Source organism: Falsiroseomonas sp. E2-1-a20, from assembly GCF_051433195.1.
In the GTDB taxonomy this organism is placed as follows: Bacteria; Pseudomonadota; Alphaproteobacteria; order Acetobacterales; family Acetobacteraceae; genus Falsiroseomonas.
Window position 1 is genome coordinate 348,274 of the sequence record NZ_JBHMFT010000002.1, and the last position, 24,295, is coordinate 372,568.

At 71.1% G+C, this 24,295-nt stretch carries 25 protein-coding genes; 13 read left to right on the forward strand and 12 right to left on the reverse strand.

All coding sequences use genetic code 11. From position 1 onward, the window contains the following. Positions 1-8: 8 nt before the first annotated feature. From ACFHPP_RS04170 to ACFHPP_RS04195, 6 genes are all read left to right on the forward strand, one after another. Positions 9-857, forward strand: coding sequence for an FAS1-like dehydratase domain-containing protein (locus ACFHPP_RS04170; RefSeq protein WP_437161998.1), 849 nt, complete (start codon positions 9-11; stop codon positions 855-857). Continuing rightward, positions 857-2,056: a CaiB/BaiF CoA transferase family protein gene (locus ACFHPP_RS04175; RefSeq protein ID WP_437161999.1), complete on the forward strand. Its 1,200-nt coding sequence runs from the start codon at positions 857-859 to the stop codon at positions 2,054-2,056. The genes ACFHPP_RS04170 and ACFHPP_RS04175 overlap by 1 nt, the downstream gene beginning before the upstream one ends. After that, positions 2,053-3,042: a Bug family tripartite tricarboxylate transporter substrate binding protein gene (locus tag ACFHPP_RS04180; protein WP_437162000.1), complete on the forward strand. Its 990-nt coding sequence runs from the start codon at positions 2,053-2,055 to the stop codon at positions 3,040-3,042. The genes ACFHPP_RS04175 and ACFHPP_RS04180 overlap by 4 nt, the downstream gene beginning before the upstream one ends. A gap of 16 nt (positions 3,043-3,058) precedes the next feature. Then, positions 3,059-4,036 (forward strand): Bug family tripartite tricarboxylate transporter substrate binding protein, encoded by a 978-nt coding sequence (locus ACFHPP_RS04185; RefSeq protein WP_437162001.1) that lies wholly within the window; start codon positions 3,059-3,061, stop codon positions 4,034-4,036. Further along, complete coding sequence (locus tag ACFHPP_RS04190; RefSeq protein ID WP_437162002.1) at positions 4,033-4,902, forward strand: amidohydrolase family protein; 870 nt, start codon at positions 4,033-4,035, stop codon at positions 4,900-4,902. The genes ACFHPP_RS04185 and ACFHPP_RS04190 overlap by 4 nt, the downstream gene beginning before the upstream one ends. A 63-nt stretch (positions 4,903-4,965) precedes the next feature. Continuing rightward, positions 4,966-5,421, forward strand: a complete 456-nt coding sequence (locus tag ACFHPP_RS04195; protein ID WP_437162003.1) for a septal ring lytic transglycosylase RlpA family protein — start codon at positions 4,966-4,968, stop codon at positions 5,419-5,421. Between the two features lie 23 nt (positions 5,422-5,444). Here the strand turns inward: ACFHPP_RS04195 and ACFHPP_RS04200 are convergent, their stop codons facing one another. The 6 genes from ACFHPP_RS04200 to ACFHPP_RS04225 all read right to left on the reverse strand — a co-directional run bounded on the left by ACFHPP_RS04200 (position 5,445) and on the right by ACFHPP_RS04225 (position 12,150). Then, on the reverse strand, positions 5,445-5,891 hold the full coding sequence (locus tag ACFHPP_RS04200; protein ID WP_437162004.1) for a DUF805 domain-containing protein: 447 nt from the start codon (positions 5,889-5,891) through the stop codon (positions 5,445-5,447). A 10-nt stretch (positions 5,892-5,901) separates the two neighbouring features. After that, positions 5,902-6,810 (reverse strand): EamA family transporter, encoded by a 909-nt coding sequence (locus tag ACFHPP_RS04205; protein WP_437162005.1) that lies wholly within the window; start codon positions 6,808-6,810, stop codon positions 5,902-5,904. A gap of 10 nt (positions 6,811-6,820) precedes the next feature. After that, positions 6,821-7,966: a mandelate racemase/muconate lactonizing enzyme family protein gene (locus ACFHPP_RS04210; protein ID WP_437162006.1), complete on the reverse strand. Its 1,146-nt coding sequence runs from the start codon at positions 7,964-7,966 to the stop codon at positions 6,821-6,823. Next, on the reverse strand, positions 7,963-8,940 hold the full coding sequence (locus ACFHPP_RS04215) for a Bug family tripartite tricarboxylate transporter substrate binding protein (RefSeq protein ID WP_437162007.1): 978 nt from the start codon (positions 8,938-8,940) through the stop codon (positions 7,963-7,965). The genes ACFHPP_RS04210 and ACFHPP_RS04215 overlap by 4 nt, the downstream gene beginning before the upstream one ends. An 81-nt stretch (positions 8,941-9,021) precedes the next feature. Further along, positions 9,022-10,437, reverse strand: a complete 1,416-nt coding sequence (locus tag ACFHPP_RS04220; RefSeq protein ID WP_437162008.1) for an amidohydrolase family protein — start codon at positions 10,435-10,437, stop codon at positions 9,022-9,024. 129 nt (positions 10,438-10,566) lie between these two features. After that, entirely contained in the window at positions 10,567-12,150 is a 1,584-nt protein-coding gene (locus ACFHPP_RS04225) for an ABC transporter substrate-binding protein (RefSeq protein ID WP_437162009.1), read from the reverse strand. A 131-nt stretch (positions 12,151-12,281) separates the two neighbouring features. On the opposite strand from ACFHPP_RS04225, the gene ACFHPP_RS04230 reads away from it, so the two are divergent. From ACFHPP_RS04230 to ACFHPP_RS04240, 3 genes are all read left to right on the forward strand, one after another. After that, a complete protein-coding gene (locus ACFHPP_RS04230; protein ID WP_437162010.1) occupies positions 12,282-12,959 on the forward strand; it encodes an SIMPL domain-containing protein in 678 nt (225 codons plus the stop codon). Between the two features lie 255 nt (positions 12,960-13,214). Next, on the forward strand, positions 13,215-13,526 hold the full coding sequence (locus ACFHPP_RS04235; RefSeq protein ID WP_437162011.1) for a hypothetical protein: 312 nt from the start codon (positions 13,215-13,217) through the stop codon (positions 13,524-13,526). A 56-nt stretch (positions 13,527-13,582) separates the two neighbouring features. Then, complete coding sequence (locus ACFHPP_RS04240) at positions 13,583-14,335, forward strand: GntR family transcriptional regulator (RefSeq protein ID WP_437162012.1); 753 nt, start codon at positions 13,583-13,585, stop codon at positions 14,333-14,335. A 12-nt stretch (positions 14,336-14,347) separates the two neighbouring features. Here the strand turns inward: ACFHPP_RS04240 and ACFHPP_RS04245 are convergent, their stop codons facing one another. Genes ACFHPP_RS04245 through ACFHPP_RS04255 form a run of 3 tightly spaced genes read right to left on the reverse strand, consistent with a single transcriptional unit; the run spans position 14,348 to position 16,852 of the window. After that, a complete protein-coding gene (locus ACFHPP_RS04245) occupies positions 14,348-15,340 on the reverse strand; it encodes an enoyl-CoA hydratase/isomerase family protein (RefSeq protein WP_437162013.1) in 993 nt (330 codons plus the stop codon). Continuing rightward, a complete protein-coding gene (locus ACFHPP_RS04250; protein WP_437162014.1) occupies positions 15,340-15,969 on the reverse strand; it encodes an MlaC/ttg2D family ABC transporter substrate-binding protein in 630 nt (209 codons plus the stop codon). Before ACFHPP_RS04250 ends, ACFHPP_RS04245 begins: the two co-directional genes overlap by 1 nt. Before the next feature lie 28 nt (positions 15,970-15,997). Beyond that, positions 15,998-16,852: an MlaA family lipoprotein gene (locus tag ACFHPP_RS04255; protein ID WP_437162015.1), complete on the reverse strand. Its 855-nt coding sequence runs from the start codon at positions 16,850-16,852 to the stop codon at positions 15,998-16,000. 209 nt (positions 16,853-17,061) lie between these two features. On the opposite strand from ACFHPP_RS04255, the gene metF reads away from it, so the two are divergent. Continuing rightward, positions 17,062-18,006 (forward strand): methylenetetrahydrofolate reductase [NAD(P)H], encoded by a 945-nt coding sequence (metF, locus tag ACFHPP_RS04260; RefSeq protein WP_437162016.1) that lies wholly within the window; start codon positions 17,062-17,064, stop codon positions 18,004-18,006. 63 nt (positions 18,007-18,069) lie between these two features. Here the strand turns inward: metF and ACFHPP_RS04265 are convergent, their stop codons facing one another. The 3 genes from ACFHPP_RS04265 to ACFHPP_RS04275 all read right to left on the reverse strand — a co-directional run bounded on the left by ACFHPP_RS04265 (position 18,070) and on the right by ACFHPP_RS04275 (position 20,253). Further along, the gene (locus ACFHPP_RS04265) at positions 18,070-18,501 is read right to left on the reverse strand and encodes a hypothetical protein (protein ID WP_437162017.1); all 432 of its coding nucleotides are present in this window, start codon (positions 18,499-18,501) and stop codon (positions 18,070-18,072) included. 74 nt (positions 18,502-18,575) lie between these two features. Next, entirely contained in the window at positions 18,576-19,253 is a 678-nt protein-coding gene (locus ACFHPP_RS04270) for a hypothetical protein (RefSeq protein ID WP_437162018.1), read from the reverse strand. A gap of 61 nt (positions 19,254-19,314) precedes the next feature. After that, a complete protein-coding gene (locus ACFHPP_RS04275; RefSeq protein ID WP_437162019.1) occupies positions 19,315-20,253 on the reverse strand; it encodes a bile acid:sodium symporter family protein in 939 nt (312 codons plus the stop codon). A 37-nt stretch (positions 20,254-20,290) separates the two neighbouring features. On the opposite strand from ACFHPP_RS04275, the gene ACFHPP_RS04280 reads away from it, so the two are divergent. The 3 genes from ACFHPP_RS04280 (at position 20,291) to ACFHPP_RS04290 (ending at position 24,081) form a co-directional block, all read left to right on the forward strand. Then, the gene (locus ACFHPP_RS04280; RefSeq protein ID WP_437162020.1) at positions 20,291-20,821 is read left to right on the forward strand and encodes a pentapeptide repeat-containing protein; all 531 of its coding nucleotides are present in this window, start codon (positions 20,291-20,293) and stop codon (positions 20,819-20,821) included. After that, positions 20,818-23,052, forward strand: a complete 2,235-nt coding sequence (locus ACFHPP_RS04285) for an ATP-dependent helicase (RefSeq protein ID WP_437162021.1) — start codon at positions 20,818-20,820, stop codon at positions 23,050-23,052. The genes ACFHPP_RS04280 and ACFHPP_RS04285 overlap by 4 nt, the downstream gene beginning before the upstream one ends. Positions 23,053-23,136: 84 nt before the next feature. Next, positions 23,137-24,081, forward strand: coding sequence for a 50S ribosomal protein L11 methyltransferase (locus ACFHPP_RS04290; protein ID WP_437162022.1), 945 nt, complete (start codon positions 23,137-23,139; stop codon positions 24,079-24,081). Positions 24,082-24,295: the final 214 nt, after the last annotated feature.

The following is a 24,295-nucleotide window of genomic DNA, read 5'->3' on the forward strand; positions in this document are numbered from 1 at the left end:
CCCGAAGCGTGAACGACAACCTCGCCGACTGGGTAGGCCGCTGGCGCGAGGTCGAGGACCAGATGACGGCGCCGGCCGCCCGCCGCCTGGCCGCGATGCTGGACCGTGCGCCGCCGCCGCTCGCCATCGGCGCGTCGGTGCCGCCGCACTGGCTCGCCATCCTGTTCGACGACGCCCAGCCGCAATCGCAGCTCGGCCCGGACGGGCATCCGGCGAAGGGCGATTTCCTGCCGCCGGTGGACCTGCCGCGCCGCATGCTGGCCGGCCGCCGTACCACCTATAGCGCCGCGCTGCGCATCGGCGATGCGGTGGTGCGGCGTTCGGAAATCGCGGCGATCACGCCGAAGCAGGGCCGCAGCGGCCGCCTGGTCTTCGTGACGGTCCGCCACACCGTGACGGGCCCGGCCGGGATGGTGGCGGTGGAGGAACAGGACATCGCCTACCGGGAAGCCGCCTCCGGATCGCCCGACGCGGCGCCACCTGCCGATCCGCTGCCGGAAGCGGCGTGGCGGGAGCCGTTCCAGCCCGACACGGTGCTGCTGTTCCGCTACTCCGCCCTGACCTTCAACGGCCACCGTATCCACTACGACGCCGACTATGCGCGGGATGAGGAAGGCTATCCCGGCCTGGTGGTGAATGGCGGGCTCACCACCATGATGCTGCTGGAGGCCGCGCTGCGCCACGCCGACCCGGACGCGACAATCCGCGCCACGGACACCCGCACGCTGCGCCCGCTGACCGTGGGCCGCCCGGCCTTCCTCGCGGGCACCGCGCCGGACGAGGAAGGAAGGCAATGGCTGTGGGCCGAGGACGAGGCGGGCCGGATGGCCTTGCGCATCCAGGCGAGGATCGGCTGATGCCGGGACCCTTGGATGGGCTGCGCGTCCTCGACCTGTCCTCCGTCGTCGTCGGCCCGGTCTGCACCGGCGTGCTGGCGGAACAGGGGGCGGAGGTCATCAAGCTGGAAAGCCCGGAGGGCGACCTGCTGCGCAAGCTCGGCGGCAAGGGCCGCTCGCCGGGCATGGCGGGGAAGTTCCTGAACTTCAACCGCGGCAAGCGCTCCCTCTGCCTGGACCTGAAGCACCCGCGCGCCAAGGCCGTGCTGGCGCGCATCGCCGCGCGCTGCGACATCCTGGTGACCAATATCCGTCCCGACGCGCAGAAGCGCCTCGGCGTCGATGCCGCGACCATGGCCGAGACACTGCCGCGGCTGATCCATTGTTCGATCGTCGGCTTCGGCACCACCGGCCCCTATGCCGGCAAGCCGGCCTACGACACGGTGATCCAGGGCGTCTCCGGCGTCGCCGGCTGCTTCGAGGCCTCGACCGGCGAGCCGCGCTACGTGCCGATGCTGATCGCGGACCATGTCTGCGGCCTGATCGCCGCCCAGCAGATCGGCTTCGCGCTCTATCGGCGGGAGAAGACCGGGCGCGGCGAAAGCCTCGAAATCCCGATGTTCGAGAACATGGCGGCCTTCGTGCTGCAGGAACATCTGGGCCCGATGTCCTTCCGCCCCGCTCTCGGCCCGCCAGGCGACCAGCGCGTGCTGAGCCCGGAGGCGCGGCCGCTGAAGACCGCCGATGGCTTCATCGCCGTCTCCGCCAACACCGACGCGCAGGCGCATGGCTTCTTCCGCGCCATCGGCCGACCGGAGCTGGTCGAGGATCCGCGTTTTTCCCGCGTTGCCGCGCGCACCCAGCACACGAAGGACTACTTCGCGATCCGCGCCACCGCGCTGGTCGGTCGCCCCACCGCGGAGTGGCTGGAGATCTTCGGCCAGCACGACGTGCCGGCGATGCCCTACAACACCATCGAGAGCCTGCTGACCGACCCGCACCTGCTTGCCACAGGCCTGGTGCGGGAGGAGGAGCACCCGACCGAGGGCCCCACCTTCGCCATCGCCGCGCCGAACCGCCTCTCGGGCGGCATGGCGCCTGCCCTGCCGGCGGCGCAGCGCCTCGGCGCCAATGGCCGCGACGTGCTGGCGGAGGCCGGGCTCGACCCGGACGAGATCGAAGAACTGGCGCGAACCGGCGCCTTGGGAGAAACGACATGAATGATTTCCGCACCCCCCGCCGCGCCCTGCTCGGTGCCGGCGCGGCCCTGCTGGCAACGCCTGGCCTGCTGCGCGCCCAAGGGACATGGCCCACGCGCCCGGTGCGCCTGGTGGTGCCCTTCACCCCCGGCGGCAGCACGGACATCCTGGCCCGCGCGCTCGGTGCCGAATTGCAGGAAGCCCTGGGCCAGCCCTTTGTGGTGGAGAACCGCCCGGGCGCCGGCGGCACGTTGGGCAGCGAGTTGGTCGCGCGCGCCGCGCCGGATGGCTACACGCTGATGATGGGCCATATCGGCACGCTGGCGGTGAACCCCTCGCTCTACCGCAACCTCAGCTTCGACACGGTGACCAGCTTCGAGCCGATCGTGCTGGTGGCGAACGTCGCCAACATCCTGGTGGTGAACCCGCGCAAGCTGCCGATCACCACGGCGCAGGAGCTGATCGCCCGCGCCAAGGCGAACCCCGGCGCCATCACCTACGGCTCCGGCGGCAACGGCTCCGCCGCGCATACCGCCGTGGTGGCCTTCTGCCTGGCGACGGGGATCGAGCTGCTGCACGTGCCCTATCGCGGTACCGGCCCGATGATGAACGACCTGGTCGGCGGCCAGCTCGACATGACGATGACGGGCGGCCCGCCGATCCTGCCGCCGGTGCGGGCCGGGCTGCTGCGCGCCATCGGTGTGTCCTCGCTGACCCGGCTGTCCAGCGAGCCCACCATTCCGACGCTGGACGAACAGGGCGTGAAGGGCTTCGACGCGGTGCAATGGTACGGGCTGGTGGCGCCTGCCGGCACGCCGCGCGCCATCATCGACCGCGTCAACGCCGCCAGCGCCACCGCGCTGCGTGGCGACAAGCTGAAGCCGCGGCTCGAGGCCGAGGGCGCCGACGCCGCGCCCGGCACGCCGGAGCAGTTTCGCGAGATGATCATCTCGGAGCGCACCCGCTGGGGCGAGGTGATCCGGCGCGCCAACGTGACGAACGATTGAGCGGGAGCTTGCAGCCATGAACCCGACAACACGCCGCGCCGTCCTCGGCGCCGGCCTCGCCCTGCCGTTCCTGTCCACGGCCCGCGCGCAATCCGGCTGGCAGCCGTCCCGCCCGATCCGCATCGTCGTGCCCTTCGGGCCGGGCGGCGTCGCGGACCTCACGGCCCGCGCGGTGGCGCAGCGCATCTCCGAACGGCTCGGCCAGCCGGCGGTGATCGACAACCGCCCCGGCGCCGGCGGCATCGTCGCCGGGCAGCAATTGATGGCGGCGCCGGCGGATGGGCACACGCTGCTCGTCGCCTCCAACGGCACCGCGATCAGCAAGGCGCTGTTCCGGCAGCTGCCCTTCGATCCGCTGACGGATTTCGCCCCCGTGGTGACGATGGGCGCCTTCCCGATCGCGGTGGTGGTGGCGCCCAATTCGCCGGATCGCGACATCGCCGGGCTGCTGGCGCGACTGCGGGAGAACCCGGGCAAGCTCAACATCGGCAGCATCACCGCCGGCAGCACGCAGAACCTCTCGGCGGAGCTGTTCAAGATCCGCTCCGCCACGCGGTTCGAGACCATCGCCTTCCCGGCGACCCCGGCGCTGACCACGGCGCTGATCCGCGGCGACGTGGATGCGGCCTTCGAGATCACCGGCCCGATCTGGGGCCAGATCCAGTCCGGCGCGCTGCGCGTCCTGGCCGTGACCTCCGCCACGCGGGCGCAGAACCTGCCCGACGTGCCGACGCTGGCGGAGGCCGGGGTCGCCGATTACGACGTCGCCTCCTGGAACGCGCTGGTCGCCCGCGCCGGCACGCCGCCGGAGGCCATCGCGGCCTATAATGCCGCGGTGAACGAGGCGCTCCGCACGCCGGAACTGCGCGCCACGCTGACCCAGGTCGGCGTCGAGCCGCGCGGCGGCACGGCGGCCGAGATGGGCCGGTTGCTGGCCGCCGATACGGCGCGCTGGACCGAAGTGATCGAGAAGGCAGGAATCCCGCGCCAATGATCCCGACCTGCAAGGGACCCGACCCCGACACCCGCAAGCCGCGCCTGGTGCTGCCGGAAGGCGCCTGCGACGCGCATTGCCACGTCTTCGGCCCCGGCGACGTGTTCCCCTATGCCGAGGACCGCGCCTACACGCCGCCCGACAGCCCCTATGAGGGGCTGGTGAAGCTGCACGGCATCCTCGGCATTTCGCGCGCCGTCATCGTGCATGCCTCCTGCCACGGCAGCGACATGACGGTGACGCTGGACGGTATCGCCCGCAGCGAGGGCCGCATGCGCGGCGTCGCCGTGGTGGAACAGGGCGTCACCGATGCCGGACTGGCGCGGCTGCATGCGGGCGGCATCCGCGGCGTGCGCTTCAACTTCGTGAAGCACCTGGGCGGCATGCCGGACATGGCGCATTTCCGCCGCGTGCTGGCGCAGGCGGAGGCGCTGGGCTGGCACGTGGTGCTGCACCTGGATGCGCAGGACATCGTGCCATTGGCGGACACCATCTCCGCCATCCGCATCCCCTTCATCATCGACCACATGGCCCGCGTGAAGGCCAAGGACGGCACCGGCCAGCCGGCCTTCCGGCAGTTGCAGGAGCTGATGCGCAACCCGCTGGCCTGGGTGAAGATCTCGGGGCCGGAGCGCGTCTCCTCGGCGGGTGCGCCGTTCCGGGACGCCGTGCCCTTTGCCCAGGCGCTGCTGGCGGCGGCGCCGGATCGCTGCCTGTGGGGCACGGACTGGCCGCACCCCAACATCGCCGGCGACATGCCGAACGATGGCGACCTGGTGGACCTGCTGGGCGAGATGGTCCAGGGCGACGAGGCCCTGCTTCGCCAGGTGGTGGTGGCGAACCCGGACCGGCTCTACTGGCCCTGACGGGAGGGAACCCTCGGGCCCGCCGCGCGTCTCATGCCGCGAAACAACGGGCGGGAGGGCGAGATGGCCCGGTATCGGATGATGGTGGTGGCGCTGGCCTCCCTGGCGCTCAGCGGCCAGGTCCTGGCGCAGGACCGCAATGCGCGGGAGGAACGGGCAAGGCCGGGCGATGACACCAGCGGCCGGGTGCAGCGGGGCGAGGCCTCCTTCTACCACCCCCGCCTGCACGGCCGGCCGATGGCGAATGGCGAGCCCTTCGATGCGCAGTCGGATTCCGCCGCCAGCCGCACCCTGCCGCTCGGCACCACCGCGCGCGTGACCAACACGGAAACCGGCCGCACCGCCACCGTCGAGATCGAGGATCGCGGCCCCTATGCCCGCGGCCGCATCCTGGATGTCAGCCCGCGCACGGCGGATCGCCTCGGGATGCGGGAGGATGGCACGGCGCCGGTGGTGATCGAGCCGATCGAGGTGCCGCAGCGCGACGGCAGCACCCGCCCCGGCGCCGGCGGGCGCTGAACCCAGGCGGGCGGGCGCTGACCTCAGCCGGTCGGCGGCACGCTGCCGCCATCGCGCCTTGGCGCGGCTTCCGTGCCGCGCCGTAGCGGGACAGAGGGCGGCCCCCAGGGCGGCGCGATGCCGCCGGTCTCGCGCGGGTCCGGCCCGAAGCGGTTTGGGCCGGTGTTGCCGGGCATCGCCCCCACCGCGATCAGGTTCCACAGCCAGCCGACCAGCGGGATCAGCACCACCAACTGCCACCAGCCGCTGCAATCCCGGTCGTGCCAGCGCTTCGCGCCGCCGCAGATCGCCGCCGGGACCAGCAGCAGCGACACCAGCCCGAGCAGCGCCTCCAGCAGCGACGGCATGCCGTGCCCGCGCTGCACCAGGCCGTTCAGCAGGCCGAAGCCCAGGAAGACGAAGCCGTACCAGCGCCACCAGATGGTCCGCGTGATGCGCCCGCGCGCGCTCAGCCATTGTGAAAAATTCATCGCCCACCCCTCAGCTTCCGGCCAGCACCAGCACCACGCCCGCCACCACGACCAGCGCGCCGATGATGTCGGACGGGGTCGCCTTCTCGCGCAGGTAGAAGCGGCTGAAGCCCAGGGTGAACAGGATCTCCACCTGCCCCACCGCGCGCACCAGCGCCACCGGCGCCAGCGCGAAGGCAGTGAACCAGCAGGCCGAGCCCATGGCCGACAGCGCCCCCACCTTCGCGCTGTCGCGCCATGTGGTGAAGACGGCGCGGAACTGCGAGGGCTCCTTCCAGGCCAGGTAGGCGCCCTGCATCAGCGTCTGCAGGCTGTTGGTGATGACCAGGATCAGCAGCGCCTTGAACACCACGTCAGGCCCCGGCATCGCCTGGTTCGCCGCCTTGATCAGCACGCCGGTGATGCCGAAGCACAGCCCCGCGCCGATGCCGCACAGCGCCGCCGGCTGCGTCACGCCGCGCAGCAATTCGGCCGGCGAGGTGCCGCGCCCGGCCAGCGACAGGTACAGCACGCCGCCGACCCCGACCGCGATGCCGACCCAGGACAGCAGCGAGAGATGTTCGTTCAGCAGCAGCGTGGCGACGAAGGCCGCCTGCATCGCCTCGGTCTTGGCGTATGCGGTGCCGACCGCGAAGTTGCGGTAGCCGAAGGCCATGATCAGCAGGTTGGTGCCGAGGATCTGCAGGAACCCACCCAGCGCACACAGCGCCAGCACGGCGAGACCCAGCGGCGGCAGGCTGCCGCCGAACGCCGCGACATACAGCCCCAGCAGCAGCAGGCCCACGGGCACGCCGTACAGGTAGCGCACCACGCCCGCGCCATTCACCGAAAGCTGCCCACGTAGCCGCTGCTGCATGGCGGTGCGCCAGCACTGGAACAGTGCCGCGGTGACGGTAACGCCGATCCAGCCGGAAATCATCCGGTGCTTATCAGCCCAGCCGCGGGTCCAGCCAAGGGCGGTCCATGCGTTTCCAGGCCGGCGTGTCGCCCGGCGCCAGGCTGATCCCGAGGCCCGGTGACTGCGGCAGCCGCGCCGTGCCGCGCTCGAAGCGCAGGCTTTCGCCCTGCACGATGTCGAAGAACGCCTCCGTCTCCCCGTACTGGACTTCCAGCACCAGGAAATTCGGGATGGCGGCACACAGGTGGACGGAATGCGCGTGGCACACCGGGCCCGTCGGGTTGTGCGGCGCGATCTCAATCCCCGCGGTCTGCGCCAGGGCTGCGATGCGCAGGATTTCCTGCAACCCGCCGGCATGCTTGGCATCGGGCATCAGCACGTCGTAGCAGCCGGCCTCGACCAGCGGCCGATAGGCGGCAAGGCCGGACAGGCTCTCGGCCCCGGCCAGCCGCATGCCGCGCGCGTTGCACAGGCCGCGCAGCCGGGCGATCTCCCGGTGGTTCGCCTCCGCCACCGGGCATTCCAGCCAGAACAGGTTTTCCTGGGATACATCGCGGATCAGCGCCGCTGCGGAGCCGGGGGAGAAGCGCCAATGCGCGTCCACCATCAGGTCGATCTCCGGGCCGATGGCCTCACGCACGGCGGCAACTCGGGAAAGCCCCTCCGCATAGGCGGCGCGGTTCTCCGGCGTCGCGCCATCCTCCCACATCAGCGGCTCGAACGGCGCCAGCTTGATGCCCGTGAAACCATCGGCCAGCGCGCGCCGTGCTGCGGCGGCGAAGCCCTCCGGCGTGCGCGGGTTGGCGCCGCGGTTGATGTTGGCATAGAGCCGCACGCTGTCGCGGAACGCGCCGCCCAGCAGGCGAAAGATCGGCTCCCCGTTCCACTGCGCCGCGAGGTCGCACAGCGCCTGGTCCAGCGCCGACAAAGCGGTGGCCGCCACCAGCCCGCCCGGTGCGTGCGGCAGGAAGCGGGCGATGCGGTTGCGGTCACGCGCATCCTGGCCGACCAGGTTCGCCGCCAGCCTGTCCACCTCCGCCGCTATCAGCGGCTCCTGGTTCCCCAGCGTGCATTCGCCGAGCCCGGTGCGACCATCCTCCGTCCGCACCTCCACGAAGCCCCAATTGGTCTTCGGCGTGACGTTCAGGCCGCGATAGGCAATGGCGGAAATCTTCATGACAGGCGGATGTTGGCGCTCTCGGCCAGCGCCTTCCACTTGGCGATGTCAGCGCGCACACGGGCGATCAGCACATCCGGGTCGCTGGTGACGATGCGGCCGCCGAGCAGGTTGATGCGGTCGATCACCTCCGGCAGGCGGCCGATGCGGCGCAATTCCGGCACCAGGCGCGTGACGACCTCCTGCGGCAGGCCAGGCGGGCCGAACAAGCCGTTCCAGGCGATGGTCTCGAAGCCCGGCAGGCCGCTTTCGTGCAGGGTCGGGATGTCCGGCGCGTCCGGCCAGCGCTCCAGGCTGGTGACGGCCAGCATCTTCACCTCGCCGCGCCGTGCGAAGGGCATCACGTTGACCATGTTGGCGATCAGGAAGGGCGCGTCGCCCGCGATCACCGCCTGCACCATGCCGGCCGCGCCGCGATACGGCACATGCACCATGTCCGTGCCGGTCATGGACTTGAACAGCTCGCAGGAAAAATGCGCCGAGGACCCGGCGCCGGCCGTCGCGTAGTTGTAGTGCCCGGGCGGCTTGGCGCGGATCATCGCCAGCAGCTCCGCCACCGTGTTCACCGGAAACACGCGGCTGTTTACAACCAGCGCGTTCGGCCCGGTCACCAGCAGGGAGATCGGCACGAAGCTGGTCTCGAGGTCGTAGGGCAGGTCGCGGTACAGCGCCGCGTTGATGCCGTTCGACCCGGCATTGCCGAGCAGCAGCGTGGTGCCGTCGCCCGGGGAGCGGAAGGCGTGCTCCACGCCGATGCGCCCACCGGCGCCGGCGCGGTTCTCGACCGGCACCGGCTGGCCGAGGGCCGCTTCCAGGTGATGCGCGAAGACCCGCGCGGTGCTGTCGTTGCCGCCGCCTGGCGCATCCGGCACCACCAGCCGCACCGGGCGGGTGGGCCAGCCTTGCCCGAAGGCAAGGCGGGGGGCGGCCAGCCCCGCAATAGCGGCGGCCATCAGCGTGCGACGTTGCGGCATGTGCCGTTCTCCCGGGCGTTTCCCGGCCGCATCATGACGCGGCCGGTATCGCGCATCAACGCCGCGCCGGAGGCGCGCCGTTCAGCGACGCGTCAGGCCCCACCCCGGGTCCTCGACCGCCATGTGCGACAGGCCGGACCGCTGCAGCATCGCCGCGGTCTCCCGGTTCGCCGCCTCGGCGATCTCCGCCGCGTCGAGATGCCCGCAGGCGCGATCCCGCATCAGCACCTTTCCGTCCACCACCACGTCCAGCACGTCCTGGCCGTTCGCGAAATACACCACGCGCGCCACCGGCATGTTCGCCGGCACCATGTGCGGCGCGGTCAGGTCCACGGTAATGACATCCGCCTTCTTGCCGACCTCCAGGCTGCCGATCTCATCGGCCAGGCCGAGGCCACGCGCGGCGTCGATGGTCACCATCTCCAGCGCCTTGCCGGGCGGCATCATGGTCTCGTCACGGAAATGCCGCTGGTGGTAGCGGATGCACTGGAACATGTGGCGGAACATGTCGCCGGAGCGGTCGGGCGCGGTGGCATCCGAGCCGATCATAACCGTGACGCCGGCGTCCATCATCCGCGGCGCCGGGCAGTAGCCGCGCACGGCGGCGATGGCGGAGGGGTTGTGCACCACGCTGGTGCCGGTGCGGACCAGCGTCTCGATGTCGCCATCGGTCAGCTCGGTGCAGTGGCTGAGCCAGGCATCGGGGCCGAGCAGGCCGAACATGCGGTCCGCCATCTCGATGCTGCCGTCGCGGTGGCCATCCTGGTGGAACGTCGCGCCGCGTGATTGGCCGGCCTCGCGGATGAGGCGTCCCTGGCGCTCGATTTCCTTCACCTTGGCCGGGTCGTGCGTCGCCTCGCGGTACACCGGCATCAGCGTCGCGACCTTCACGCGGCCGCGGCCGTGCCATTTTTCGACGCCGGCGGTGATGACCTCCAGCTGCTGTTCGAAGCTCACCGGCCGCTCCACGCCGTCCGGCCCGACATAGGGGCGCGGGAAGGGCGGCCGCGTCGGGCCGAGCACCAGCACGCTGCGGATGCCCACTTCCTCCGTCGCCTCGGCATGCGCATCGGTGAAGGCCGTGTCGTCTACGCGCCCGATGCTGTCGCCGCCGCCCAGTAGCGAGACGCCGGTGGTGACGCCGAAGCGCAGCCGCTCATGCGCCGCCAGCTTCGCCTCGGCGCGCCAGAAGGCGGGCGGGGAGGCGAGGGTGTAGATGATGCGGCAGGCCTCCATCCAGGCCTTGCTGTCGTTGTTGCCGAGCGTCTTCACCAGCCCATGCCCGGCATGCGCGTGGCCGTCGATCAGCCCCGGCAGGATGGCGCGACCCTTGGCCTCGATCGTCTGCGCGGCCTGCGGATGCGCGGCCTCGACTTCGGCGGTGGTGCCCACGGCCTGGATGCGGCCATCCTTGATGGCGAGGGCGCCATCCGGAATCACGCGGCGCGTGGCGTCCATGGTGATGACGACGCCGCCGCGGATGAGAAGATCGGTCATGGAAATCCTTCAGTCAGAAAGCCCTCTCCCCCGCTTGGGGGGGAGGGTTGGGTGGGGGGACGTGGAGGACCGGGACCGCCGATGCCCCCACCCCGACCCTCCCCCGCAGGGCGGGGGAGGGAGAAATCGTCAGTCCACCTTCACCAGCCACAGCCGCAGCCGGTTGTCCGGTGCCTGCCGCAGGTCGATCCCGCGCCGCGAGGCCCAGGCGATCGGCTGCTGGAACAGCGGGATATGCGCGATCTCGGCCCGCTCGATCTCCAGCGCCTGGCGGATCAGCCCGCGCCGCGTCGGCTCATCCGCCGCCTCCGCCACCTGCGCCACCAGCGCGTCGAACTGTGCGTTGGACCAGCGGCCATAGTTCAGCCCGCCCGTCGTCGGCCCGTTGGTGCGCAGCACCTCGTTCAGCGTCGAATAGGCATCCGCCAGCGGCAGCCCGGCATGGCCCAGCATGTACAGCGAGAAATCGCGCGTCGCCGTGCGGCGCGACCAGATGTTGGTCGGCTCCGACTGCAACTGCAGCCGGATGCCAACCCGGGAGAACATCGCGGCGACGGCCTGGCAGATGCGCTCGTCATTCACGTAGCGGTCGTTCGGGCAGACGATGCCGACGGAGAACCCGTTCGGGTAGCCGGCCTCCGCCAGCAGCCGGCGGGACGCCTCCGGGTCGTAGGACAGGCGGTCGTTCAGGTCCTGCGGCGCGCCGGTCAGGAAGGGGCTGACCATCATGCCGGCGATCCACGCCTTGTCGCGCATCACGGTGCGGCGCAGGGCGGCGACGTCGATGGCGCGGTACATCGCCTCCCGCACCCGGCGGTCCTTCAGCGGGTTGGCGCCGCGCACGTCGGAGTACAGCAGCTCGTCGCGCTCATGGTCGAAGCCGAGGTAGATGGTGCGCAGCTCCGGCCCCTCCACCATCTTCACGCGCTGGTCCTGCAGCAGGCGGGGCACGTCCTGCAACGGCACCTCGACGCTGGCGTCGATGGCGCCCGAGAGCAGGCTCGCCGTGCGGGTCGCCGCACTGCGGATCGGCTGGAAGTTCACCCGCGTCAGGTTGTGCACCGGGCGGTCCCACCAGCCGGCATGCGGCTCCAGCACGGTGCGCTCATCCGGGCGGCGTTCCGTGATGCGGAAGGGCCCGGTGCCGTTGGCGGTGCGCGTCGCCCCCGATTCCACCTGCTGCGACAAATTCGCCGCCTGCTGCGCGTTGTTCGCCCGCGACCAGCCCTCATCCATCATGAAGAACTGCGTGATGGAGGCGAGCAGGATCGGGAAGGGACGGTGCGTCTCGATCTCGATCGTGTGGCTGTCGAGCTTGCGGATCTCCTTGATCGCGCCGAGCAGCCCGCGCGCCAGGGAGCCCGGGCCGTTGACGCGCCCCCAGGTGAACAGCACGTCGTCGGCATCGAAGGTCTCACCGCCATGGAACACCACGCCGCGGCGCAGGTTGAAGCGCCACACGGTCGGCGAGGTGCGTTCCCAGCTTTCCGCCAGCGCCGGCTCCAGCTCGATCCGGTCGTTGTGACGCACCAGGGATTCGTAGACGTTCCCCAGGAAGGTGTTGGTGAAGGTGTTGTTGGAGGAATGCGGGTCCAGCGTCAGCACATCCGCGTTGTAGGACCAGGTGAAGGTCTTGGCGGCGGCCGGCTGCGCGGCGGCCAGTCCCGCGGCAAGCAGGGCGGCGCACAGGGCCAGGGGGGCGAGGGGACGCATGGGGAGGTCTCCGGGTTCGGCGAGAGGCCAGCGTCGATCCACCCCGCCGGCGCGTCAATCGTCTTGCGATCGCGTATCGGACATCGCGGGCGTCCTGGTAAGCTGCGGCGACACCCGAGGAGACCCCGCGCATGACCCGCCGCGCCCTGGCCCTGCTGGCTGGCCTCATCCTGGCCCACCCGGCCATGGCCCAACCCGCCGGCCTGTCCGAGACCATCCTGCGCCTGTCGGAAACCGCCGAGGTCACCCGCCCGCCCGACGAGGTCGTCGCCACCCTGCGCGCGGAGGCCCGCGCCGGCACCGCCGCCGCGGCGCAGGAGGCGGTGAACCGCAGCATCGCCGCCGCCGTCGCGCTGGCCCAGGCGACGCCCGGCATCCAGGTCTCGACCGGCGGCTACTGGACCGCGCGGGTGGATGAGGCACGCGCCTGGCAGGCCAGCCAGTCCCTCACGCTGCGCGCCGCCGCCGGCCCGGCCCTGCTGGAACTCGCCGGGACGCTGCAGGGCCAGGGCCTCGCCATGGCCTCGCTCGACTGGACCCTGCGGCGGGAGACGACGCGGGTGGCACGCCAGGACGCCGCCCGCCTGGCGATCGAGGCCGTGCAGGCCCGCGCCGCGGAGATCGCCGGCCAGCTCGGCCTCCAGGTCGCCGGGCTGCGGGAGGTGACGGTCCATGCCGGCGAGGCGACGCCGCGCCCGATGGCCATGGCCGCGCGCAGCGCCGCATCCGGCAGCCCGCCGGTGGCCGTCGCGCAGGATGCGGTGGTCTCGGCGACGGTGGAGGCGGTGGCGGTCCTGCGTCCGCGCTGACCCCTTGCCGAAAGTTGCCGGATGGCCGGTGCTCCCTGACGTTTAAGTATACGTAACAACCGCCGGGTCGCACAAAACGCAGGGCGGCCCTGCCCAACGAATGGCTGCACACCGGCTGCTTATGCGCTAGACCACACCGAAGGTGGCAACTCCATGACGGAAACTATTCGAATGGGCGTGGTAATCGGGGAGGTGGCACGTAAGCTGGGCTACCGCCCGGGTATGGCGTGCGCGGTATTGGGCAATCCTCCGGGGATGACGTTCGGGCTGCCGAATGGCGCGACCGCGGCGGCCGACCTCATCCTCGCCTTCGCGGCGGACAAGATCGCGCTGCGCAGCGTCGCACCGCGGGCGCTGAACCTCTACGGCATCGGCGCCCGGCTGTGGTTCGCCTATCCCAAGAAAACCGGCCCGGTGCGCTCCGACCTCGACCGCGACCATGGCTGGGACCCGCTGACCACGGAGGGCCTGCTGCCGGTCACCCAGGTGGCGCTGGACGACACCTGGTCCGCGTTGCGCTTCCGCTTCCGCGAGGAAATCCCGAAGGTCATGCGCGCCGGCGCTTGATGCTGGCGTGCGGCGTGGCGGGGCCTTAACCTCCGCCACCCACAGCGGAAGCCCGCATGACCCATAGCCGCCGCCCGGCTGGCCCGACGCCCGACCTGAACCGAAGCGCCGTCGCGCGGTACCTGCAGCTGGCCACGCTGTTCCGCCACCGCGTCGAATCCGGCGTCTGGGCGCCCGGCACCCGCATCCCGACCGTCGATGAACTCGCCGCCGAATGCGGCGTCGCCCGCGCCACCATCCGCCAGGCGCTGGACCAATTGGCAGAGGACGGGCTGATTGCGCGTTTTCGCGCCCGCGGCACCTTCGTCTCCACCACCCCGCCGCCGCGCCTGTGGTGCGATGTGGAAACCGACTGGAACGGCCTGCTGCGATCCCGTGAGGGCGCCCGCATCGAGATCCTGTCGGATACGCCGGACCAGGATGGCGAAGCGATTCCCGCCAGCCCGGGCCGCCGCGCGCCGGCCTACCGCCACCTGCGCCGCCGCCACTGGCGCGACGAGAAGCCATTCCTGCTGGCCGATGTCTGGCTCGACCAGCGGCTGTCGCCCCTGGTCACGCCGGAGGACCTGCTGACCAAGACGGCGCTGCGCCTGGTCGCCAGCCTGCCCGGCATCCGCATCGCCGCCGCACACCAGACCCTGACCATCGGCGCGGCCGATGTGGAAACCGCGGCCGCGCTGCACCTGCCGCTGAATGCCCCCGTCGCGCATGTCTACCGCACCGCGATCGACCCTGGCGGCACGCTGCTGCTGGCGGCCAAGGGCATCTACCGCGGCGATACCGTCCGCATCGACGTGAAGCTGCGGTAGCGGCGTCCCGCGCTACCCCGCGAAAAAAGCCCCGACGTCGGCGGGCGGCGGCGCCCAGCGGGGCTGGTTGTCCTTGTCGACCAATACGGCGCGGACGCCCTCGGCGAAGTCCGGGTGGCGGGTGACGTGGCGGGTCAGGGCGAGCTCCATCGCCAGGCAGTCGCCGAGCGAAAGCTCCGCGCCGCGTCGCAGCAACTCCAGCGTCACCGCCAGGCTGGTGGGCGACATCCGGGCCAGGATGGCCGCCTGGGCCTGCGCCCATTGGGTCCCCTCGGCGGCCAGCGCCGCCTGGATGGCGGGCAGCGTGTCGGCGGCGAAGCAGCGGTCGATGGCCGGGCGCTGCGCCGCGATGGCACCGGGCGGCACGGCCTCCGCGAAGTCCGCCAGGGCCGAGGTCTCGCCGGCAAGCAGCGCCTGGCGCAGGGCGGGCAGCCTTTCGCGCGGCACGAAATGCGTGGCCAGCCCGGCCTCCACCGCCTCCGCCCCACGCAGCCGGGCCCCGGTCAGCGCCAGGAACCTGCCCATCGCGCCGGGCAGCCGCGGCAGGACGTAGGATGTGCCGACATCCGGGAACAGCGCGATCGCGGTCTCCGGCATTGCCAGCATCGCATGCTCCGTCACCACGCGGATGTCGCCGTGGACGGACAGGCCGATGCCGCCGCCCATGCAGACGCCGTCGATCAGGCTGATCCAGGGCTTCGGGAAGCCGGCGATCGCGGCGTTGACGGCGTATTCCCCGGCGAAGAACGCCTCGACGCCCGCCGCGTCGCCGGCCAGCGCCAAGTCGCGGATGCGCCGCACGTCGCCGCCGGCGCAGAAGGCGCGGCCGCCGGCGCCTTCCAGGATCACCAGCTTCACCGCCGGGTCGTCACGCAGCGCGACGATGGCGGCATCGAGCGCCGCGATCATGCCCTGGTCGAGGGCGTTCAAGGCTCGCGGCCGGTTCAGCAGCAGGGTGCCGGCGGCACCCGCCCGCCCCTGGACGACGGTCGGTTCCTCGGACATCAGCCGCCTTCGCGCGAAGCCATCTGGGAGATCTGGCGCCGCATCGCCGTCAGCAGCGCGCCCACGTCGCTGCCGCCGCGGGAGACGACGCTGCTGTATTCGCTGCGGGTGGTCAGCCGCAGGCTGGTGCCCTCGGCGATCACGTCCACCACCTTCGGCTGGCCGCCCACCTCGGCCACGCGCCAGTCCAGCCCGAAGGCAGGGGTGTTGGCACGCTCGATGATGGTGCTGACCAGCACGTCCTCCTCGGTCCGCGCCTGGCTGCGGCCCATGGTGAAGGTCAGGCCCTGGTACTCGCCGAAGCGGGAGGACAGGTTGCGGATCAGCACCTCCTCGAACAGCTGCAGGTATTCCGCCTGCTGCGCCGGGGTCGCGGTGCGCCACCAGCGGCCGAGGATGAAGCGACCAACCCCTTCCACATCCACGGCACGGCGCAGGATGGCACCGACGCGGTCGCGCCGCTGCGGCACCGGGCCGTCGGCATTGATGGCGGCGACCAGGTCCTGGCCGGTGGCCTGGATGAAGCTGGTGGCGCGGGCTGGGTCGATCTGCTGCGCGGCGGCGGGGCGGGCCAGGCCGGCCAGCCCGAGGGCGGCCAGCAGCAGGGGGCGGCGGGTCGGGTTTGTCATGCGGTGATGTCCTTTGGCAGGCCGCGCGTCAGCGCCGCAGGCCCTGGAAGCCGAGCCCGAGGCCGGGGTCGGAGGTCGCCGGCCGGGCGCTGGCTTCGTTGCGGATCTCCGTCACGCGGCGCTGCCGGTAGGCGCTGCGCAGCGTGGCGTAGGGGTCGAGCGAGGTGGCCCGGACCTGGTCCAGGGTGTCGATCAGGCCTTCCCGCGTGTCCAGCGCGCCCGTGGCCGTGCGCGTGACCGTGATGGCATCCATCGTCTCGCCGCCGCCGACATAGGTCAGCGGGTTCATGGCGATGTCGCCGGCGAAGCCGGTCACGTCACGCGGGCTGGAGGGGCCGAGGACGGGGATGAACAGGTAGGGCCCTTCCGGCGCGCCCCAGACGGCGAGGGTCTGGCCGAAATCCTCGGTATGGCCGATCAGGCCGAAATCCGTCGCGCGGTCGAAGATGCCACCGATGCCAACCGTGGTGTTCACCACGAAGCGGCCCGCGGTGGTGGCGGCGCGCTGGGTCTCGCCCTGCAGCACGTCGTTCACCAGGATCACCGGCGTGCGCAGGTTGGCGAGGACGTTGCGGATGGCGGTGCGGACCTCCGGCGGCAGGAAGATGCGGTAGATCTCGGCTGCCGGGCGCAGCACCAGCGTGTCGATGCCGTCATGCACGAAGTAGGCACCGCGGTTCAGCGGCTCCAGCGGGTCGTTGTTCGCGCGGAATTCCGCCACCGCGGCGGCATCCGCCGGGTCCGGCCGCGCGGCGCAGGCGCCGAGGCCGAGCACCACCGCGAGGGCCAGGGCCGGCCGCAGCGCGGCGAAGCGTCCGGGAAGCCGGGACACGATGCGACGTGCCTGGTTGTCGGCGGGCGTCGAGGGGGCGCGGATCAACATGCGATCTCCGGGTTCAGGCGGCCGGGCGCGAAGGGCCCTTCGCGGCCCAGGCCTTCCTGGGACGCGCAGATACACTTATATGCACTGCAAGGCAGCCCTGAAACGGTGGTGCCGCCGACGTTACGACCGATGTTACGATACGAGACATCCTCCGCCACTTCCTGCCCAATCCTGGCGTGCAGGCCGCCACACCCGCGAGGGAACCGCCCATGGATATCGCTCCCCCCCCTGGCGTCGGCACGCTGCAGCGCTGGCTGACCGGCCCCCGGATCGCCGGCCTGCCGGTGCCCACCGAAATGCCGCCGCCGCAACTGTCCTTCGAGTTCTTCCCGCCGAAGAACGAGGCGCTGGAGCAATCCCTGTGGGCCGCGATCCGGCGGCTGGAGCCGCTCGGGCCGCGCTTCGTCTCCGTGACCTACGGCGCCGGCGGCACCACCCGCACCCGCACGCATGAGACGGTGGCCCGCCTGGCGCGGGAGACCAGCCTGACCCCCGCCGCGCACCTGACCTGCGTGGGTGCGACGCGCGGGGAGGTGGACGAGGTGGCCCGTGGCTACCTGGAGGCCGGGGTCCGCCACATCGTGGCACTCCGCGGCGACCCGCCGGCGGGCGCCAGCCAGTACACCCCGCATGAGGGCGGCTACGCCCAGGCCGAGGACCTGGTGCGCGGCCTGCGCCGCATCGGTGACTTCGAGGTCAGCGTCGGCGCCTATCCGGAGGGCCATCCGGCCGCGACTTCGCAATCCGCCGACCTGGACTTCCTGAAGCGCAAGATCGATGCCGGGGCGACGCGGGCGATCACGCAGTACTTCTTCGATACCGATGTCTACCTCCGCTTCCTCGACCGTTGCGGCGCGGCCGGCATCACCGTGCCGATCGTCCCCGGCATCCTGCCGGTCTCGAACTTCGCGCAGGTGAAGAAATTCTCCGCCATGTGCGGGACCTCGGTGCCGGCCTGGATGGGCCGGCTGTTCGAGGGGCTGGACGAGGATGCCGACAGCCGCCGCATGGTCGCCGCCGTGGTGGCGGCCGAACAGGCCCGGCTGCTGCAGGCGAACGGGGTGGATGAACTGCACTTCTACACCCTGAACCGCGCCGACCTGACCTACGCCATCGCCCACCTGCTCGGCGCCCGGCCGAAGGCAGCCGCCTGAAACCCGCTCCCCCACTTCGGGGGGGTCAACGCATGCGTTGAACGGTTGGGTGAGGGGACCGCCTCACCAGCGCACGATCTTCTCCGCCAGGAACAGCGTCCCGAACAGCGTCCCCGCGAAGATCAGGACGTGGTTCCGGATGGCGTCCTTGCGGAACACCATGGCCGGCGGCGGCGGCGGGGTGGCGGAAGCCGCCAGCGCCGCAAGTCCCCGCGGCTCCTCGGGTTCGGAGGGTGCCGGCGGCGGCGCGGCGCGTGCCTTGGCCAGTGCCGCCTCGGCCTCCGCCGGTGTCAGGCACGGGCCGAGATAGGTGAAGCGCCGCGCCGCCTCCGGCGCCGTCACCGCGCTGCCATCCCAGACCATCCATTGCCGCAGCGCGCCGTTCCAGCCGATCGGCAGCGGGGCGCGGCTGGTGTCCTCGCTGCGCGCCACCCAATGCCAGGGGCGGGATGCGTCGGCGGGTTCGCCTGGGCGGGCGGGGTCGGGCCATGCCATGGCGGGGTCCTTCTGGCGGGTTGCGCAGGCACCATACCAAGGCCGGAGTGCCGCCGCCGCAAGGGGGCGGGTGTTCAGATGCCGTCCGGGCCAGGGCGCAGGGATTCCGTGATGGGCGCCTGCCGGGTGCCCTGCGGCCGACGGTCGAAGGCGATGATGCTGTCATAGGCCGACATGGCGAAGGTGGCTGCGGTGAAGGGCGTGACGGCCACGGCGCCCCGGCTGTGCACGGCGTTCAACTCGTCCAGCAACCCCTTGGCGTATTCCATGAAGGTCCCGGGCCGCCGCAACCCACCGCCATACTCATTCCAGTAGCAGGTGTGCAGATCCTCGACCATGTAGACGCCATGCGCGCTGATGCGGTGATACAGCAGCTCGAAGCTCGCGATCTGGTGGTGCATCATGTGGCTGCCATCGTCGAGCACGATGTCGATGTCGGGGTAGGCCGCGAGGATCCTCGACATCAGCGCCGGGTCGTCCTGGCTGCCGATGAAGACCTCGATCCCGTCCGCCTCATGCGCCTTGCAGTCCGGGTTGATGTCGACGCCGATCAGGCGTGATCCGGGACCGAGGTAGTCCTTCCACATGGCGAGCGACCCGCCGCCGAAGACGCCGATCTCCAGCATGGTGGCCTGCCTGTTGCGGAAGCGGGCGAAGTGGCGTTCGTAGATGTCGAAGTAGTGCATCCATTTGTGCAGCCGCTTGTGCCCGTTGTTCAGGAAGTAGCGGTGCAGGAACCCGTCGCTGTCCATCGGCCTCGATTCTCCCTCAATGGGCCTCTCCGCGGCGGAGCCGCCGGCCCGTGGCGGCCGCTCAGGTGACGCCGCGCGATCGCAGCCGGTCATAGACCGGGCGCAGCAGCACCGGGGACAGGAACAGCGGGAACTGGCAAAGCGCGAAGAAGATCAGGATTCGCGGGTCGGTCGCCGCCGGCAGCACCGCCAGGTACAGCGCCATGTTGCGGTTGCCGGACAGCAGCCCGCCGGACAACGCGATGCGCGCGCCCGCCACCCGCAGGAAGACCAGCGCCGTCAGGATGTTCAGCCCGAAATTGCCGGCGAATGCCAGCGCCACGCCACCCGCGACCCACAGCGGCTCCGCCAGGATCTTCGCCTGCAGCCCATCCATCACGCCAAACCCGTAAAGCACCACCAGCAGCACCACGGCGCCATCGACGCTGCGCCCGTAGCGTTCCAGCCGCACCGGCCCGGCCAGCCGCCGGATCACCAGCGAGACGACCAGCGGCAGCCCCACCACCAGCGCCAGCCGCCCCATCAGCCCCGTCAGCGAGATCGCCAGGTCGATCCCCAGCAGGCCGAGCGCCAGCGGCGGCGCCGTGAAGGGGATCAGCAGCGTCGACAGCACGGCCACCACCAGCGAGATCTCGCCGTCCAGCCCCACCATCCGCGCAAAGGCCGGGGAGGAGGTGGCGGCGCAGCCGGTCGCCATGATGACCACCGCAGCCCCCAGCGGACCATCCAGCCCGAGCAGCCGGACGATGGCGAAGACCACCAGCGGGCAGGCCAGCAGCACCCAGCCCAGCAGCGCCGCCACCAGCAGCGGCCGTCGCAGATAGCCAAGCACCTGGATGAAATCCACCCGCAACAACACAAGTGTCATCAGGCAGGCGACGACGGGCGTCACCACATCCCGCGTTGCGGCCGCCAGCGGCGGAATGAGGACACCCGCGAAGACGCCGAAGCCGAGCAGGGCTCCGCCGCGGCGGGCCGACCATTCGAGGAATTGGACCAAGGGGGACCAGATGGCTGAGGTTGGAGTTGTTCGACCTGTGTTCTATATCTTCCGCGTGCCCAGACGTCATCTCACCCTGCTTTCGCTCGCCCTGGTTGCGTTGATGGCCGCCTTCGGCGCCTCATCCGCCCATGCCGCCTGCACCGATCCGCCAGGACCCGGGGTGGATTGGCGCCGGTGCAGCCTGGATGGCCAGGACCTGACCGGCGCCAACCTGTCCGGCATGCATCTGCGCGACGCCTCGCTGCAGCGGGCCCGGCTGGCGAATGCGCAGCTGGTCGGGGCGGAGGCCGACCGGGCGCGATTCGTCTCCGCACAGGTCGATGGCGCCGACTTCACCGAGGCCCGGCTGCGGGAGGCCGATTTCACCCGCGCCTCCCTGCGCGGCGCCAAGTTCCTGCGCGCCGACCTGCGCCGCGCCAGGCTGTTCGGCGCCGACATGACGGATGCGGACCTGACCGGCGCCATGCTGCTCGGCACCGACTTCACCAACGTGATCCTGGCCGGTGTCACCTGGACCGATGGCGCGCGAATCTGTGCCGCCGGTTCCGTCGGGTCCTGCCAATGAATGTGCCGCTCCCCCAGCCGGACTACCTTGCCCGGCTGAACCCGGAGCAGCGCCAGGCGGTGGAGACGCTGGAGGGGCCGCTGCTGGTCCTCGCCGGCGCCGGCACCGGCAAGACCAGCGTGCTGACCACCCGCTTCGCCCACCTGCTGATGACCGGCCGCGCCAAGCCCTGGCAGGTGCTGGCGGTGACCTTCACCAACAAGGCGGCGCGGGAGATGCGGGAACGCGTCGCCGCCATCCTCGGCCAGCCGGCGGAGGGGCTCTGGCTCGGCACCTTCCATGCGCTGTGCGCCCGCATGCTGCGCCGGCACGCGGAGGTGGTCGGGCTGAAATCCAACTTCACCATCCTCGACGCGGATGACCAGCTCCGCCTGCTGAAGCAGATCATGGAGGCCGCCGGCGGCATCGACACCAAGCGATGGCCGGCGCCGGGGCTGATGGCGGTGATCCAGCGCTGGAAGGATCGCGGCCTGACGCCGCCGCGCATCACGCCCTCCGAGGATTCGGACTACGCCAACAATCGCGCGCGCAGCCTGTACGAGGCCTACCAGCGCCGCCTCGTGGAACTGAACGCCGCCGATTTTGGCGACCTGCTGATGCACGTCACGGAAATCCTGCGCACCCGGCCGGACATCCTGGCGGACTACCACCGCAGCTTCCGCTACATCCTGGTCGACGAATACCAGGACACCAACACGGTGCAGTACCTGTGGCTGCGGCTGCTGGCGCAGCGGGAAGACCCGGCGCAACGGAACATCTGCTGCGTCGGCGACGATGACCAGTCGATCTATTCCTGGCGCGGCGCCGAGATCGAGAACATTTTACGATTTGAGAAGGACTTTCCGGGCGCCCGCACCGTTCGCCTGGAATCCAACTACCGTTCGACGAAACCCATCCTTGCCGCCGCCGCCGGCCTGATCGCGAAGAACGCCGGCCGCCTCGGCAAGACGCTGCGCGCCGGCCGCAAGGACGCGGAGGGCGAGAAGGTCCGCGTCGTCTCGCTGTGGGACAGCGAGGAGGAGGCGCGCATGGTGGGGGAGCGCATCGAGGCCGCGCGGCGATCCGGACACCCGCTGTCCGAATTCGCCATCCTGGTGCGCGCCGGCTTCCAGACCCGCAGCTTCGAGGAACGCCTCATCACCCTCGGCCTGCCCTACCGCGTCGTCGGCGGCCTGAAATTCTACGAGCGCGCGGAAATCCGCGACGCCATGGCCTATCTCCGCATCCTGCACCAGCCGGCCGACGACCTCGCCTTCGAGCGTATCGTCAACACGCCGAAGCGCGGCCTCGGCGACCAGGGCCTGCGCGCGCTGCACATGGCCGCCCGCGCCGAACAGGTGCCGCTGGCCCTCGCCGCGGAGCGTATCGCGGAGACCGAGACGCTGAAGCCGAAGCCGCGCGGTGCGCTGCGCGAGTTGATGCGTGGCTTCGTGCGCTGGCGCGGCATCAACGAGAAGGAAGGCCACGTCGTCGCCGCCGCGACGCTGCTGGAGGAATCCGGCTACGTCGAGATGTGGAAGCAGGATCGCAGCCCGGAGGCGCCGGGGCGGCTCGAGAACCTGAAGGAACTGCTGCGCGCGCTGGGCGACTACCAGACGCTGGCCGGCTTCCTCGACCACGTCGCGCTGGTGATGGAGACGGATGAGAACGCGGAGGCCGAGCGCGTCCAGCTGATGACGTTGCACGCCGCCAAGGGCCTCGAATTCGACACGGTGTTCCTGCCCGGCTGGGAGGAGGGGCTGTTCCCCTCGCAGCGCAGCCTGGACGAGGGCGGCGACAAGGCGCTGGAGGAGGAGCGCCGGCTGGCCTACGTCGGCATCACCCGCGCGCGCCGGGCCGCCATCATCAGCCACGCCGCCAACCGACGCATCTACGGCAACTGGACCTCCTCCCTGCCGTCCCGCTTCCTCGACGAATTGCCGGAGGAGGCGGTGCTGCGCGAAGGACAGGCCGCGATCCGCGCCAACCGCATGGCCGACGCGCCCAGCGTTTTTCTCGGACAGCAGGGCCTGATGGCGCGCCGCCCGCGGATGCTGGAAGCCAATCCCTGGGACGTGCGCGAACGCCCGGCGCGCGAGAGCGCCATGGCGATCGGCGACCGCGTCTTCCACCAGAAATTCGGCACCGGCACGATCACCGACATCGAGGAAGACCGCCTCGACATCACCTTCGACCATGCGGGGGAAAAGCGCGTGCTGGACCGCTTCGTGCAGAAGGCCGGCGAGGGCTGAAGGCCGGACCTTCCCTGCCGAGACGGCTGGCCGTGCCGCGCCGGACCTGCCACATGCACCGACCTGAGACCGAAGGCCCCGCCCATGCCGCGTGACACCTATGCCCAGCGCCAGGCGCGGCGGGCCGACCCGCTGGAGACCATCTGGCTCGACGCCCTGCCGGAGGAGGCGGTGCCGGCCTTCGAGGCGGCGCTGCAACGCGTCTGCCCCTCCGTCGCGATCTTCCGGGACGAGGCGACGGACACCTGGCGGGTGGAAGGCGTGCGGCCCTGCGGCCAGGGTGACGAGGAACTGGCCGGCGCGCTGGCCATCGCCGCCCTGGTCTCCGGCATCGCACCGCCCGAATTGCAGGCGGCGCCGGTGGAATCCGATGGCTGGCTGGCCCGCACGGTGGAGGCCTTCGGCGAACAGGAAATCGGCGCCGGCTTCCTGGTGCGCCCGACCCATGTGCCGGACCGCCGCGAATACGGCCGCATGGTGCTGAAGCTGGATGCTGGCATCGCCTTCGGCTCCGGCGAGCATGGCTCCACGCGCGGCTGCCTGCTGGCCTTCCACCGCGTGGCGCAGGACCGCCGGCCGTTGCGCCGGGTGCTGGACCTCGGCACCGGGTCGGGCATCCTGGCCATGGCCGCGGCCAAGCGGCTGCACCGCCCGGTGCTGGCGACGGACATCGAGCCCTGGAGCGTCCGCGTCGCCGCCGACAATGCGAAGATGAACGGCGTCGGCCGGCTGTTCCGGGCGCGGCTGGCGGATGGCTGGCGCGACCGGCATGTGAGGGCCGGGCGGCCCTACGACCTGGTCTTCGCCAACATCCTGGCCCGGCCCTTGTGCGCCATGGCGCGCGACCTGGCGGTCGGGCTGGCGCCCGGCGGCACGGCGATCCTGGCCGGGCTGCTGGGCACCCAGGTCCGGATGGTGCTGGCGGCGCATCGCCGGCACGGCCTGGTGCTGGAACGCCGCCTGCCGCAGGGCGCCTGGGCGACGTTGGTGCTGCGGCGACGGAATGATGCCGGCGCCCGAAAAGACTGACCTGCGGCTGCTGAAAGCACCCGGAGGCCGCGCCTGGCGCATGAGAGCATGAACAGCCTGCCAACGGTCGATGAACCGGGCGTTTGGTGTGGCTGCCGGTCGCCTCAACCCGGCTGTCAGATTCTCTTACATGCGATGACGGCGACTTGAATCGTCCCTTGAAACTGTTCGGTTTTCGAAGTGGCATTGATTTTGCCAACTCTCGTGGCGGGAG

Bases quoted from the DNA above. Each gene is read 5' to 3' on its own strand.
- ACFHPP_RS04250 (WP_437162014.1), bottom strand. From the start codon at position 15,969: ATGACAAACCCGACCCGCCGCCCCCTGCTGCTGGCCGCCCTCGGGCTG.
- ACFHPP_RS04255 (WP_437162015.1), bottom strand. From the start codon at position 16,852: ATGTTGATCCGCGCCCCCTCGACGCCCGCCGACAACCAGGCACGTCGC.
- ACFHPP_RS04210 (WP_437162006.1), bottom strand. From the start codon at position 7,966: ATGAAGATTTCCGCCATTGCCTATCGCGGCCTGAACGTCACGCCGAAG.
- ACFHPP_RS04215 (WP_437162007.1), bottom strand. From the start codon at position 8,940: ATGCCGCAACGTCGCACGCTGATGGCCGCCGCTATTGCGGGGCTGGCC.
- ACFHPP_RS04175 (WP_437161999.1), top strand. From the start codon at position 857: ATGCCGGGACCCTTGGATGGGCTGCGCGTCCTCGACCTGTCCTCCGTC.
- ACFHPP_RS04195 (WP_437162003.1), top strand. From the start codon at position 4,966: ATGGCCCGGTATCGGATGATGGTGGTGGCGCTGGCCTCCCTGGCGCTC.
- ACFHPP_RS04225 (WP_437162009.1), bottom strand. From the start codon at position 12,150: ATGCGTCCCCTCGCCCCCCTGGCCCTGTGCGCCGCCCTGCTTGCCGCG.
- metF (WP_437162016.1), top strand. From the start codon at position 17,062: ATGGATATCGCTCCCCCCCCTGGCGTCGGCACGCTGCAGCGCTGGCTG.
- ACFHPP_RS04235 (WP_437162011.1), top strand. From the start codon at position 13,215: ATGACGTTCGGGCTGCCGAATGGCGCGACCGCGGCGGCCGACCTCATC.
- ACFHPP_RS04200 (WP_437162004.1), bottom strand. From the start codon at position 5,891: ATGAATTTTTCACAATGGCTGAGCGCGCGCGGGCGCATCACGCGGACC.
- ACFHPP_RS04205 (WP_437162005.1), bottom strand. From the start codon at position 6,810: ATGATTTCCGGCTGGATCGGCGTTACCGTCACCGCGGCACTGTTCCAG.
- ACFHPP_RS04270 (WP_437162018.1), bottom strand. From the start codon at position 19,253: ATGGACAGCGACGGGTTCCTGCACCGCTACTTCCTGAACAACGGGCAC.
- ACFHPP_RS04290 (WP_437162022.1), top strand. From the start codon at position 23,137: ATGCCGCGTGACACCTATGCCCAGCGCCAGGCGCGGCGGGCCGACCCG.
- ACFHPP_RS04185 (WP_437162001.1), top strand. From the start codon at position 3,059: ATGAACCCGACAACACGCCGCGCCGTCCTCGGCGCCGGCCTCGCCCTG.
- ACFHPP_RS04220 (WP_437162008.1), bottom strand. From the start codon at position 10,437: ATGACCGATCTTCTCATCCGCGGCGGCGTCGTCATCACCATGGACGCC.
- ACFHPP_RS04240 (WP_437162012.1), top strand. From the start codon at position 13,583: ATGACCCATAGCCGCCGCCCGGCTGGCCCGACGCCCGACCTGAACCGA.
- ACFHPP_RS04265 (WP_437162017.1), bottom strand. From the start codon at position 18,501: ATGGCATGGCCCGACCCCGCCCGCCCAGGCGAACCCGCCGACGCATCC.
- ACFHPP_RS04180 (WP_437162000.1), top strand. From the start codon at position 2,053: ATGAATGATTTCCGCACCCCCCGCCGCGCCCTGCTCGGTGCCGGCGCG.
- ACFHPP_RS04230 (WP_437162010.1), top strand. From the start codon at position 12,282: ATGACCCGCCGCGCCCTGGCCCTGCTGGCTGGCCTCATCCTGGCCCAC.
- ACFHPP_RS04245 (WP_437162013.1), bottom strand. From the start codon at position 15,340: ATGTCCGAGGAACCGACCGTCGTCCAGGGGCGGGCGGGTGCCGCCGGC.
- ACFHPP_RS04285 (WP_437162021.1), top strand. From the start codon at position 20,818: ATGAATGTGCCGCTCCCCCAGCCGGACTACCTTGCCCGGCTGAACCCG.
- ACFHPP_RS04190 (WP_437162002.1), top strand. From the start codon at position 4,033: ATGATCCCGACCTGCAAGGGACCCGACCCCGACACCCGCAAGCCGCGC.